Source organism: Vibrio sp. Vb1127, from assembly GCF_033338735.1.
GTDB lineage: Bacteria > Pseudomonadota > Gammaproteobacteria > Enterobacterales > Vibrionaceae > Vibrio > Vibrio alginolyticus.
On the sequence record NZ_JAWOTF010000001.1, the window covers coordinates 736,318 to 748,798 of the forward strand.

Annotated in this window: 12 protein-coding genes; 3 read left to right on the top strand and 9 right to left on the bottom strand. The window is 45.3% G+C overall.

What is annotated here, in order from left to right; translation table 11 throughout:
- Positions 1-76: 76 nt before the first annotated feature.
- Together R7H07_RS03210 and R7H07_RS03215 are read right to left on the bottom strand one after the other, a co-directional pair.
- Positions 77-448 carry a VOC family protein gene (locus tag R7H07_RS03210; RefSeq protein WP_005373979.1) on the bottom strand — a complete coding sequence of 124 codons (372 nt, stop codon included), beginning with the start codon at positions 446-448 and terminating at the stop codon, positions 77-79.
- Between the two features lie 59 nt (positions 449-507).
- On the bottom strand, positions 508-1,398 hold the full coding sequence (locus tag R7H07_RS03215) for a LysR family transcriptional regulator (protein WP_005388706.1): 891 nt from the start codon (positions 1,396-1,398) through the stop codon (positions 508-510).
- Positions 1,399-1,507: 109 nt separating this feature from the next.
- Here R7H07_RS03215 and R7H07_RS03220 point away from each other — a divergent pair, with 109 nt between their 5' ends.
- Positions 1,508-2,119 (top strand): LysE family translocator, encoded by a 612-nt coding sequence (locus R7H07_RS03220; protein WP_033906294.1) that lies wholly within the window; start codon positions 1,508-1,510, stop codon positions 2,117-2,119.
- A 131-nt stretch (positions 2,120-2,250) separates the two neighbouring features.
- Here R7H07_RS03220 and R7H07_RS03225 read toward each other — a convergent pair whose 3' ends face one another.
- The 3 genes from R7H07_RS03225 to R7H07_RS03235 form a co-directional block, all read right to left on the bottom strand.
- Positions 2,251-2,460 (bottom strand): hypothetical protein, encoded by a 210-nt coding sequence (locus R7H07_RS03225; protein WP_005373984.1) that lies wholly within the window; start codon positions 2,458-2,460, stop codon positions 2,251-2,253.
- A gap of 105 nt (positions 2,461-2,565) precedes the next feature.
- Positions 2,566-4,164, bottom strand: a complete 1,599-nt coding sequence (gene groL, locus R7H07_RS03230; protein WP_005388702.1) for a chaperonin GroEL — start codon at positions 4,162-4,164, stop codon at positions 2,566-2,568.
- A 33-nt stretch (positions 4,165-4,197) separates the two neighbouring features.
- On the bottom strand, positions 4,198-4,488 hold the full coding sequence (locus R7H07_RS03235; RefSeq protein ID WP_005373989.1) for a co-chaperone GroES: 291 nt from the start codon (positions 4,486-4,488) through the stop codon (positions 4,198-4,200).
- Between the two features lie 267 nt (positions 4,489-4,755).
- Here R7H07_RS03235 and R7H07_RS03240 point away from each other — a divergent pair, with 267 nt between their 5' ends.
- The gene (locus R7H07_RS03240; protein ID WP_025768015.1) at positions 4,756-5,106 is read left to right on the top strand and encodes a rhodanese-like domain-containing protein; all 351 of its coding nucleotides are present in this window, start codon (positions 4,756-4,758) and stop codon (positions 5,104-5,106) included.
- Between the two features lie 96 nt (positions 5,107-5,202).
- Here R7H07_RS03240 and R7H07_RS03245 read toward each other — a convergent pair whose 3' ends face one another.
- From R7H07_RS03245 to R7H07_RS03260, 4 genes are all read right to left on the bottom strand, one after another.
- Positions 5,203-5,601 (bottom strand): GFA family protein, encoded by a 399-nt coding sequence (locus R7H07_RS03245; protein WP_206958707.1) that lies wholly within the window; start codon positions 5,599-5,601, stop codon positions 5,203-5,205.
- Between the two features lie 251 nt (positions 5,602-5,852).
- Positions 5,853-6,116: a DUF3012 domain-containing protein gene (locus R7H07_RS03250; protein ID WP_005373992.1), complete on the bottom strand. Its 264-nt coding sequence runs from the start codon at positions 6,114-6,116 to the stop codon at positions 5,853-5,855.
- Between the two features lie 194 nt (positions 6,117-6,310).
- Complete coding sequence (gene fni, locus R7H07_RS03255) at positions 6,311-7,330, bottom strand: type 2 isopentenyl-diphosphate Delta-isomerase (protein WP_054576170.1); 1,020 nt, start codon at positions 7,328-7,330, stop codon at positions 6,311-6,313.
- Positions 7,331-7,568: 238 nt separating this feature from the next.
- Positions 7,569-9,368, bottom strand: coding sequence for a cation:proton antiporter (locus R7H07_RS03260; RefSeq protein ID WP_005388694.1), 1,800 nt, complete (start codon positions 9,366-9,368; stop codon positions 7,569-7,571).
- Between the two features lie 440 nt (positions 9,369-9,808).
- Between R7H07_RS03260 and R7H07_RS03265 the strand changes: the two genes are divergently transcribed.
- Positions 9,809-12,472 (top strand): DUF2339 domain-containing protein, encoded by a 2,664-nt coding sequence (locus tag R7H07_RS03265; RefSeq protein ID WP_065275134.1) that lies wholly within the window; start codon positions 9,809-9,811, stop codon positions 12,470-12,472.
- The last annotated feature ends 9 nt before the right edge of the window (positions 12,473-12,481 follow it).

The window sequence follows — 12,481 nt, forward strand, 5'->3', positions numbered from 1 at the left end:
GCTAAGTAAAAAAGAAAACGCGCAGATATCGAGATCTCAATACCTGCGCGTAGATGCGGTGAAAATAAGACTGGCTTTAGTCAGTATTCATGTTCTGGCCAATTCGCCATAAAACGCCACTAGGGTCAAACAAACAACATTCGCGCATGCCCCAAGGTTGCTCGACTAGCTCTGTCAAACGCGAACCAAATTCCTCATGACCCACTTTGGATAAGTGCTGATGCCAACTTTCTGCGTCTTCTACGAGCAAGTGCATCATGAAGTTATTGCCGTGTTCTGGCTCATAAAAATTCTGTAAAAGAAACGCGCAGCTACCTTGAGAGAAGTATGCTACATCACCGAAGTCCGACGCCATTTCAAAGCCAATCGCCTCATAAAAGCGTTTTGATAGCGCGTAATCTTTCGCCGGAACAAATGATTTGATTTCAACAATATTGAGGTTTTCCATTTCCAATTTCCTAAGCCTTTTTCCATAAAACTGACTGACGTAATCTCGCTCTATGCCTTCTATTCGCCTTGCGTGATCTGCTGTGATGACAGTGGCACACACTCTGCCATTTGCGTTTGTAACCACGTGATAAATTTATGTTCGAGTTCTGTACGCTTTTTATCTTGACTCAATAAAACGTAATTGCAACTTGATGGAGAAAACCCAAATGGTGCGACCAAATTACCACGCTTAATATCGTCCATGACAAAAGGATACGATCCCATTGCGACGCCTAAGCCATCCACTGCGGCTTGTATGCAAAAATAAAAATGCGCGAATGATTGCTGAGTGTTGCCGTTGAAAGTTTCACAACGTGTTGATTGCTGCCAATCCGCCCAAGCATTCGGTCTGGTTTGGCTATTCAACAATCGAGCTGCTTTCAAATTGTCTTTAATGGATTGCCAATACTCAGGAGAAAATACCGGCCCCACCCACTCTTCCACAAGAATGGTTTTGTCGTAATCGTGATGCTGCGCAAAATCGTCTCGACGAATCGCCATCGAAAGCCCAGTTGATCCTAATGTTACCGGGCCACCAGCCGTCGACAAACGAACATCAGCACGGTGTTCATCATTAAACGCGGCCAACCTTGGCATCAACCAGCGCATGGTTAATGTCGGTTCACAAGACACTTCAAGATGCTGATGCTTCTCTTGAATAAGCGTATTCACGCCTGTTTCTAGCGTTTGGAATGCCGTTTCTGTGTATGTCTTGAGTAATTCGCCTTCTGCCGTCAACACGACTTTCCTGCCCTCTTTGAAGAACAAAGGTTGAGACAGATATTGCTCAAGTTGCTTGATCTGCTTACTCACGGCTCCGTGGGTAATGTTCAGTTTGTCAGCCGCTTCAGTGTAGCTTGAAGAACTCGCCGCAACGTGGAAGACATAAAAAGATTTCAGGTGACGCATCTGTGAGTTTTTCTCACCAATATGGGAATGTTTTTCGATTATAGTCAGTAATAAAGACGCCTACAATTTCGCTACATCCCAGACTTCATCATTCAAACAGGAAATCGATATGGAATTTGTAACTCTTGCGTTATTAGGTGTGCTTATTGTCATTAGCCCTGGCGCAGACTTTGTTTTGGTATTAAGAAATAGCTTAAATCAAGGACGAAAAGCAGGCGTATACAGTGCGATTGGTATCAGCATGGCGATCAGCATCCACATCGCTTACTCCATGCTGGGGATCAGTTACTTAATTTCACAAAATGAATGGTTGTTTAATCTCGTGCGCTATCTTGGGGCCGCTTATCTTGTCTACCTTGGGATTAAAGGAATATTCTCCTCGCAGCCTGCGTCAAACTCAGAAACCATTCAACAGAGCGAGTATTCAATGTGGCGATTTTTCATGCAGGGATTTCTGTGTAATTTACTCAATCCCAAGACGATGCTGTTTTTTCTGAGTATTTTTAGCCAAGTGATTTCTCCCGACTCTAGTCAGCAACACATCGCCTTTTTTTACGGGATTTATATGATTGCGCTGCATGGTATTTGGTTTTCTATCGTTGCTGTTTTATTCACGTCATCCCAGCTACAAGCTTTCTTGTTGAAGATTAAGCATCGACTCAATCAAGCATGTGGGGCGGGATTGATCATTTTCGGCGCGATGCTGGGCTTAAAGGTGTAGTACGCTTGCGGTCCGATTACCCCAATTCAAATTGATCATTGAACAAGTGGCAGTAATCAAATAAAAATCTACACTATCAATACTTTAAATTAGAAAAAGACAGCCAACGTACGCTGGCTGTTTCGATACAGTTAATGGATGACCCGAGCGTCCCCTTTAAATAACTGAGACAGATCGATAGTGAATATCGTCACTGTCGGACGTTTAGGCAGAGCATTTTCGATCGAAAACTCTGGCCCAGCTGGAACGAGGGGGAAGTGAATAGCAGTCGGCCACGTTGACGAAGCTTCATTACCGCCCGGCTCAGATATTGAGAAAGAAAACGCAGGTAAACGGGTCATAACACTTACCTCAAATGACTGATTAGCGGGCTCAAGCGAGCCCGCTTAGGTTTTGCAATGTTATTGTTGTTTTAACGCTTACTTAATCACTAACGATTAATGACGTTAGATATCAAGTTCTTTGTCTTCAACGTGGTTGGTGATCATCGCTTCAGTGGTGATCATCAAGCCAGCAACAGACGCAGCGAATTGAAGCGCTGAGCGTGTTACTTTCGCAGGGTCCAAGATGCCCATTTCGATCATGTTGCCGTATTCACCTGTTGCAGCGTTGTAACCGTAATCGGCATCACCCGCTTTAACAGCGTTCGCCACAACAGAAGCTTCGTCACCTGCGTTAGTTGCGATTTGACGAAGAGGCTCTTCCATTGCACGTAGCGCAACTCGGATACCCACGTTTTGGTCATCATTGTCGCCTTTTAGATCCGCCAATTCTTTCGCGATCTTAGTTAGGGCAACACCACCACCAGCAACAATACCTTCTTCAACCGCTGCGCGAGTAGCGTGTAGCGCATCGTCCACGCGGTCTTTCTTCTCTTTCATCTCAACTTCGGTTGCAGCGCCGATCTTGATCACCGCTACGCCGCCAGATAGCTTCGCAACACGTTGTTGAAGCTTATCTTTGTCGTATTGAGAAGTGGTTGTTTCGATTTGTTTTTCAATCGAAGCCACACGATCAGCAATCGCGCTTGCTTCTGCTGCACCACCCACAATGGTTGTTGTGTCTTTGGTGATGGTAACTTTCTTCGCACTACCTAGTTGCTCTAACGTTGCTTTTTCGAGCTCTAGGCCGATTTCTTCAGAGATGACCGTACCAGCAGTTAGTACCGCAATGTCTTCCATCATCGCTTTACGGTTGTCACCAAAGCCAGGCGCTTTCACCGCGGTCGCACGCACGATGCCGCGCATGTTGTTCACAACCAATGTCGCTAACGCTTCACCTTCGATGTCTTCAGCAATGATCAATAGCGAGCGAGAAGATTTCGCTACTTCTTCTAGTACAGGCAATAGCTCGCGGATGCTGCTGACTTTTTTGTCCACCAATAGGATGTATGGGTTGTCTAGCTCGACGCTGCCATTTTCTTGGTTAGTGATGAAGTATGGCGACAAGTAACCGCGGTCGAATTGCATACCTTCAACCACAGACAATTCGTTGTTTAGACCTTGGCCTTCTTCAACCGTAATCACGCCATTGCGACCCACTTTTTCCATCGCTTCTGCAATGATTTCACCGATCGCGCGATCGCTGTTTGCAGAAATGCTACCCACTTGGGTAATGGATTCTTTGTCGCTGCATGGCTTAGACATTTCACGTAGTTTCTCAACCGCCGCTTCAGTGGCTTTGTCGATACCACGTTTTAGGTCCATTGGGTTCATGCCAGAGGCTACCGCTTTAAGACCTTCATTGATGAAAGATTGCGCCAGTACGGTAGCCGTCGTTGTACCGTCCCCCGCTTCATCATTCGCTTTGGACGCCACTTGTTTCACCATTTGTGCGCCCATGTTTTCGAACTTATCTTTCAGTTCGATTTCTTTCGCTACAGACACGCCATCTTTGGTGATGGTTGGCGCGCCGTAAGATTTATCAAGCACAACGTTGCGGCCTTTCGGGCCTAGTGTCACTTTTACTGCGTCCGCCAGTAAGTTCACACCTTTCAGCATTTTTTGACGTGCGTCATTAGCAAATAATACGTCTTTTGCAGCCATGGTTATCTCCTCAAAAAACTACTACAAAAATAATTACTCAACGATTGCTAACACATCAGATTCGGACAGAATTAAGTATTCTGCGCCGTCAATTTTCTCGGTTTTCACGCCGTAACCGTCATTGAAAATGATTTGGTCGCCCACTTTGACTTCCATCGCAGCGCGTTCGCCATTTTCAAGACGTTTACCTAAACCAACAGCAATGACTTTCCCGCGGTTTGATTTTTTCACCGACTGAGAAGTTAAAACGATTCCCCCTTCAGATTTATTTTCCACCTCTTGTCTTTCAACAATTAGCTTGTCATTTAAAGGACGAATTTTCATTTTTAAGTGCCTCCTACTTGGAACCAAAAATAAAAGACAAAATAAACATCAAGATGGATTTGCGAGTCGACAGCTCGCTTTCGATGAAAATAATAAGGTCGAAAAATGAGAGTTCAAGAGGTGAATTTGATAAAAATTTTTTATTAAATTAAATAAAATTTTCTATCGAATTATCGCATTCACAACCACTTAGCATCTCTTTATGATGGAAAATGTGCTCAATCAAATCTAGAGTGGTTACGTACTCTTAAAAAGGATAATCAAACAATGAAAAAGGCCGTATCTCTATTTCTTGCAACGTTATGCGTTGGCTTCCTCTCACCCAACGTGTCAGCTTCTGAACGCGCTGAACAAGGTTGGCAATTGATTGACGAGGGCGCGATGATTGTCGATGTGCGCACGCCGCAAGAGTTTTCTGAAGGGCATTTGGATAATGCCGTCAACTTCCCTTTATCTGAACTTGATAAACATTTTCAAGACGTCGATAAAGATCAAGCTATCGTGTTGTACTGTCGCAGTGGTAACCGCTCTGGCAAAGCGTATCAATACTTACAATCGCAAGGCTTTACGAATCTGCACAATGCAGGTGGCTTTGAAGAACTACAAGACGCCAAATAGTCGTCTCCGTTCTAATATACAAAGTAAAAGCACAGAGCGCGTCGCAAGCGTATTGTAACGCGCTCTGTTTCTAAATACTTATCTACAACAACTCTACTATCTGGGCCCTACATCAAATTGAGTCAGGTTATCCGATATCTCGATCCATGGCGCTTTCGATGCGACAAAAATATGGAAATCAGGCTTGTGAGAAGGTGTGTCATCCAAGATACCAAGGCGAATATTGACGATCCCATTGTTCTTTTTCGAATACAGGCTCGATCCGCAGTGGCGACAAAAGCATAGCATGGTATTTTCGCTTTTCTGATAAGTTTGAATATCTTCTTTCCCTTGGATAATAAGCAGTTTATCCAACGCAATACCACCGGCAGATGAATAGTCAGAACCTGTGAACTTGCGGCATTCAGAGCAATGGCAATTTCCCATGTACTTAAATTCATCTGCCACTTCCAACTTTACCTTGCCGCACAGACATGAGCCTTTTAGTACTTCCATTTGAATTCCTTTTTGTTATGAATCTAATTGAATTAGATGGCTATCTCGACACCATGCCATTGCAATACGAAAAATTAAAGGCAGGCAATACAGGTTTTCAAAAATGAAACGAAAATGTAAAACTTTCCATTCAGAGAGAAGTGCGCTGACACGTGAAAAATCGAGCTATTTTAGATACAAAAACACCAAGCAATAACGCTTGGTGTTTACCTCACAGAATGTCGCCTCAGAAAAGGCGCTTTCCGCTGTGCTTAAAAAATGCAGTGTTTAGTAAAGCTGGTCGCTTCGTTTGCAGTCCAGTCACCTTTCGGCTTATCTTTCAGGTTTTCACACCATTGCTCGCTGCCGACACCATCTTGCAGAACACAATGCTTTGCAAAGTCTACCGCGTTGTCTGCTGTCCATTCTGTTTTTGGCTTATCGCGCATGTCGTTACACCAGCCTTCAGTGCCCACTTCATCACTACAAGCGGTCAAAGCAGAAGCCGCCAACATCAGCATGACTAGTTTTTTCATAAATTTAAGGTTCCAGTTGCAAACAATAGTAAAACTAAACTCAATCTCTTCAACACGTGCCCATTCAAGTGTTTGAATAAAGGCGTCACTAGCTGAAGTGACTTTTGTATCAACTATAACGAAATTATCAGTCTACGTGTTAAGACATCGAAAAATTATTGAGCGACTCTGTGTAAAGCGCGCCATTCTAAAAGCTATAGGCAGCGCGCTTTCGTTAGCTCACCAACCTTAGAAGAGCCAGTACCAAAGCACGCTAAACGCAGCTCTAATGCCATTTGTTCAAAGTGTTCGACGACAGACTGCGTGCTGATCGTCGCAGCTTTTAATACCGCACCAGCTTGCCCAATGAGATTAGCACCCAAATGAATGGCTTTCGCCGCTTCAAGTCCGTTATGAACACCTCCCGAGGCGATCAACGGTAATGTAGGATGCAGTGCGCGGATTTGAGCCAAACATGTTGCTGTAGGGACACCCCAATCGCGGAAAAGCTCGGCTGCACGCTGCATTTTCGGATTGTCTTGGCAATACCCTTCAACCGCACTCCAGCTTGTGCCACCCGCGCCCGCAACGTCAATTGCATCCACACCAGCATCAATTAATCGCTGCGCAATGTGTCCGCTAATACCAAAACCGACTTCTTTGATAATGATAGGAACCTTCACGCGAGATTTAAGCATCTCAATTGCCTGGAAAACACCAACCCAATTGTGGTCGCCATTTTTCTGAAACGCTTCCTGCATTGGATTAACGTGCACAAACAAGGCATCTGCTTGAATCGCCTCAACCGCACGTTGCGCATTATCGAGTTTACCTTTATCGAGCAATTGAGCGGCTCCAAGATTGGAATACAACGGTACTTCTTTCGCCAACTCACGAATGGTTTTACCCAAGCCCGAATGCTGACTTTCTTCTAAGCTAATCCGTTGCGAGCCGACGCCCATGGCAATACCTAATTCACTTGCGGCTTCAGCCAAACGACAATTGATCGTTTCTGCGTCTTTTGCTCCGCCAGTCATCGAGCTAATCAAAAACGGTAGCGCTAATTGATGACCAAGAAACTCTGTCGATAAATCGATCGCGTGAAAGTCACATTCTGGCAGCGCACAGTGTTCAAACTCGACAGACTCAAAACCCGCCGTTTTATGCTTCATGCTCATATCATGATGTAAAACAGCATCTAGGTGTAAATCTTTTCGGTTAGTTTGCGGAGCCATAATGTCACCCTAAAGTAAAACAGTCGCGCAGTATTGCGATCCTTATCAGTAACGTCAATGCGAATTTTGTGAATTTGCCGGATTACTTTTCCGAAACGAGTAATGAATCTCGACTGCCCCTGACATTATAAGAAAAGAAACTCGATTTCCGTTTTAAACAAGCCGGCAAGTTTCTCTTCAAATTGAGATAATCAGCGTACGATACCCATGATGCAAATGGATCACATTGCTCTGTAGTTTACTTTACGCTGTCCGACAGAATTAGCGACACAACAGTGCTTGTCGTCGTTGGTTCAAACTGTTCGGGATCATCACAGAATTGAATTTTTCCTTTTTCTTCTACATGGAACAGCGGTACAACTGAACTACCTTTGTGATGCGCTAAATAATCTTGATACGTGAAGTTATCGCTCAATTTCGTGTGTTTAACCTCTGCACCACGACTTAACATACTGGCTAGCTGGGTATAGCTTACATTGCCGCCCATCAGCAATTTACCATGGTACTCCTGAGCCACGGAGTGCTTCTCGCTGCCATTGCTGTTGGTTTTCACTTTTTGTAAGCAGTGAACTTTATCTTCCCCGAACTCGTCGACGAATTGCATGCAAGCCATAATGTTGAAATGCTGATCGGGCGTTAATGCAACCACTTGACCTATTCCTATCAAGTTCAAGTTGTCGTCCGCGTGACTAGAAATAGGGTTGCCGTAATAGTAATCCAGTCCCAACATACGAACCTGACTGATGTACTCCCAGTTTGAGTCAGTCATTAATACGCGACGGTCATAACGCGACAACGCCTGCCCTATTTCTCTTGCTACTCGGTTAGCACCAATCAACAAGAAGCCGCGTGGTGCTGGCTCTGCGACGCCCAACGTCAGCGCTACAGGACGTGCCGTCGCACTTTGTAACACGACCGTTCCTATAATCACCATGAAGGTCATAGGGACCAGTAAAATCGCTTCATCAATGCCGTATTCAGTCAATTTGATCGCGAAAAGAGACGAAATCGAAGCAGCAACAATACCGCGCGGTGCAACCCAAGACAAAAACAGCTTATCTTTAAGACGCAAGTTGCTGCGGAAGGTTGAAAGAAAAATCGATAACGGACGCGACACTAACTGCATAAATACAAACAACAATAACGCACCGCTACCTAGCGCAGCAAAATCATCCAGACTGATTCGAGCCGCAAGGAAGATGAACAATCCGGTGATCAGTAAAATGGTTAAATGCTCTTTAAAGTGCAGAATTTGCTGAATATTGATGTCTTTAGCGTTTGCGAGCCACATACCCATTACGGTGACGGTTAGTAACCCAGCTTCAGACTCAATGTGGTTAGAGACCGAAAATACACCTAGAACCACCATCAAAACCGCAAATGGCTGCAAATATTCCGGTAGCCAAGAGCGACGCATGATCGTCGCAACTGCATAGCCTGAGGCCGCACCTAGCATGACACCGACAGCAATGATCGTCCCAAACACTTCGACGCTATTTATCGCGCTGTGAGATACGATAAACTCGTAAACCATCACAACAAAAAGCGCACCGAGCGGGTCAATCAAAATCCCTTCCCATCGCAAAATGTTAGCAAGCGTACTGTTAGGTCTTACGGTTCGTAGAAGTGGCACGATGACCGTCGGCCCTGTTACTACGGTTAAGCTGCCGAACAACATGGCAAGCTCCCAAGTAAAGCCGAGGAAATAGTGTGTTGCGATACTGGTTGCCGCCCACGAAATGATCGCCCCGATGGAAACAATGCTCCATACCGAACCACTCACGCCACGAATTTCTTTAAAATTTAAGGTCAAACTGCCTTCAAATAAAATCACTGCCACCGCCAAAGAGACCAACGGAAAGAGCAAATTACCTAATATCTCATCAGGATTTAACCACTGCATAAATGGCCCGACGATCAGCCCTGCCAACAACAAAAATAAAATCGCTGGCAAACGCAATCGCCAAGCTAACCATTGGCAACCTAAACCAATAACCCCAACCGCTGACAGCACCAGCGCTTCATTACCCACTTGCATCAATAATTACCTGTTTTTGTCTTTTTTCGCGTGAATGCGCTATACCCGAATACATTCAGCCTTACGGTCAAATAGAAACAACCGAACGTGCAAATCAAACGACTGACCTTCGATGACATCGCTACGAAACGCACATGTTTGAAGTCCTTTGGCGATCGCATCAGAACTATGAATATAGTTGACCCCCAATGACTTAACGACTCATTTTTGTTCATCAGGTCTTAAAGTGGCACACAAGTGTGCGACTTTGTCGAATTCATCATTACGCATTGAGTTTCATTATGTAGAATGATTTCTGAAGAAAGCGCGGAACCTAGCACTATATGAGGCTAAGGCATAGAGCATGAACTAAGCTTTAGCGTAAGTGCTCAAAGTTAAGAATCGTGGGTCACGCGACGTACGCAAGGAGAAATGGATTGTACGTAATACTAGCACTGTTCATGGCGTGTCTCGCCATCCTCATCGGAGTGAAAGCCGCCAACCGAGCTGCACTTTTAGAAAAAGAACTAGCCAAACTTCGTGAGGAAGTCACATCACTACGAGCCAGTGTCCATGGGGGCTCAAACCCACAAGTGCACCAACAATCCAGCATCGAAAAAGACACACCATCTGTAGCGACGTCACCTCACATAGAATCACAACAGAAAAATGTCTCATCCTCTGGGGAACATGATCCAGCTGCCAACCTAGATTTTGACCAGAGCGCTGCGAATCAAGGGTACGCCCAGACAAGAGAAGTGCAACTGGATGTTTTTAGTCAAGAAAATGAGTCATTCCTTCAGAGTAAAGTTCAGAGCCTGCTTAGCAACATTCAAGAAAATTGGTTGGTTTGGGTAGGCGCATTGGCCATGCTGATCGGTGGAGGTTATCTCGTACAGGTGATTGGTAGTCACATCCAGTTTTCGCCATTTATGCGAGTGTCCTTTGCCTTTGTGATCTCATTACTTATGGTGCTTGTTGGCGAGTGGTTTCACCGTAAAGAACAACAGAATCCGCAACGGGCAGCACGAGCCCAAGGCTTTACGTATGTTCCTGCTGCCGTTACCGGTACGGGATTAACGGGCATTTACTGCACCGTCATTTTTGCCTTTGTGGTTTATCAAATGCTAACGCCAAGTATCTCGTTGATCATTTTGGCTTCAGCAGCATTTTTCAGTTTAGCATTATCATTGCGACAAGGGCCGTTAATGGCCGTGCTTGGCTTAATTGGTGGCTACACAGCACCACTGTGGATTGGAGGTAGTGAACCCAACTACTTTTTGTTAGCCGGATACATCTGCGCGATTTCGTTCGCGGCGACCTTATTGATGCAAAAAGTGCGTAGGGCATGGATTACGCCAAGTATCGCGATTCCACATGTCATTTGGATGTTGCTGTTGATTGAGAGTGTACCAACAGAACTGTTGTTCTCGTGGCTCGTGATTTATCTCTCCATCACTTTGTATCTCATTTTCGCGGTTCCGAGAATGGGTTGGATGCTCAATCCTCGCTTTCGTCACTATCAAAGCAAGTGGACAAACTCGCCGACCGCTACCGCTCTCGCAATTGTATTATTGACCTTTTCTGCCGTCACCAGAATGCCGGAGCTGAACACTCTACAAATGGCGTACTGTTATACGCTGCTTGTTGCGATCATCTGGCTACCAGCACTTCGTACAGGCTGGTCATTACGTGTATTTTTGCCATCCATTCTCGTCTCGGCAACCGCGCAGATTGTTCTTACTATCGCTTTTGATGCGCTGTATATGTTAGAGCGAGAAGCTAGCATCCTATTCGCATTGGCGGTGAGTATTGCGCTGATCTGCTATCGAACATATTGCCAATCACTTAGTGGCCGTTCGCAACTCAGTGGGCTGCTTCTGCTGGTACTGGCTCCCGCGATGAGCTTAATTACGTTGTTTTATATTGACGAATTTATGCAAGGCTACCTTTGGTATTGGACTGCATTCTGCGCATTGATGGCCACTTACTACGTTGTGCTTGGTCAGCGTGCACGTTCGTTGGCATTAGAATGCTCTGCCGTTATGCATGCTTTAATCGTAGGTATCGCTTTTGTTTGGTTGAGCGACACTTGGTTAACAACAGCAATCTCAATACAAGTTGCGATAATGGCCTTACAGGCTCAAGTCGGGTTATTTCGACCTGCGAGTTGGGCGATTAAAGTGGCAATGGGAATACTGGTTATCCGACTCACGCTGCTACCTTTCATACCCGAATGGCAACCGGTAGAAGCTGGGCATTGGGCTTGGGTTCTGGTGAGTTATCTGCCTTCTCTCTTCATCTTGTCTTATGCTCGTTCAACACTAAAACAAGTGGACCGAGAACTGACCAACTGGTTTGAAGGGGCGTTTTTACATGTATTCTTAATGGCATTGTTCACCCAAACTAACTACTGGTTAACGGGGCAATATGGTTACTTGGGGAACATCGACTTCACAAGTGCGGCAGTCTTTGCCAATCAAGCATTAGTTATGGGTTTGGTATACAGCTACCGCAGCCAATTTGCGCAACGCTTAAGCCGTATCTACGAAATCTATAGTTACTTGCTTTGGTGCGCGTTCGCTATATTGATTATTTTGCTTAATACGGCAGAATCGCCGTTGGTGACTGATAACGTCTCGGCACAAGCACTTCCCATCTTTAACATGCTGAGTATCGGCTGGCTGTTACCAGCTTGCATCCTGCTTATCGCAACCTTTAAACGCTGGAATACGTTGCAAGTTCATCGATTTGCGATTGCTAGTCTAGGCTTTTTACTTGCAGCCATTTGGTTGGGGATGTCTATCCGTCAATTCTGGCAAACCACATCGATGATGCTGTATCAGCCAACCAGCATGGCAGAGTTGTTCAGTTATTCAGTGGCTGGCTTGCTCGTAGGTGGATTGCTGACTTGGCGCGGCGTGACCCAACAGGGGCTGATGATGCAGCGTGTCGGTCTAGTGGTCCTTGCCGGTGTCGCACTGAAAGTATTCTTATGGGATGTGAGCTCTCTGGATGGGTTCTGGCGAGCAATAAGCTTCTTAGGCTTAGGTGCATCTTTGATAGCACTTGGATGGCTATTCCAGAAATTGAATCGTTCGGTGGCAAAAGCACTCGAGCCCTAGACGAGTCAA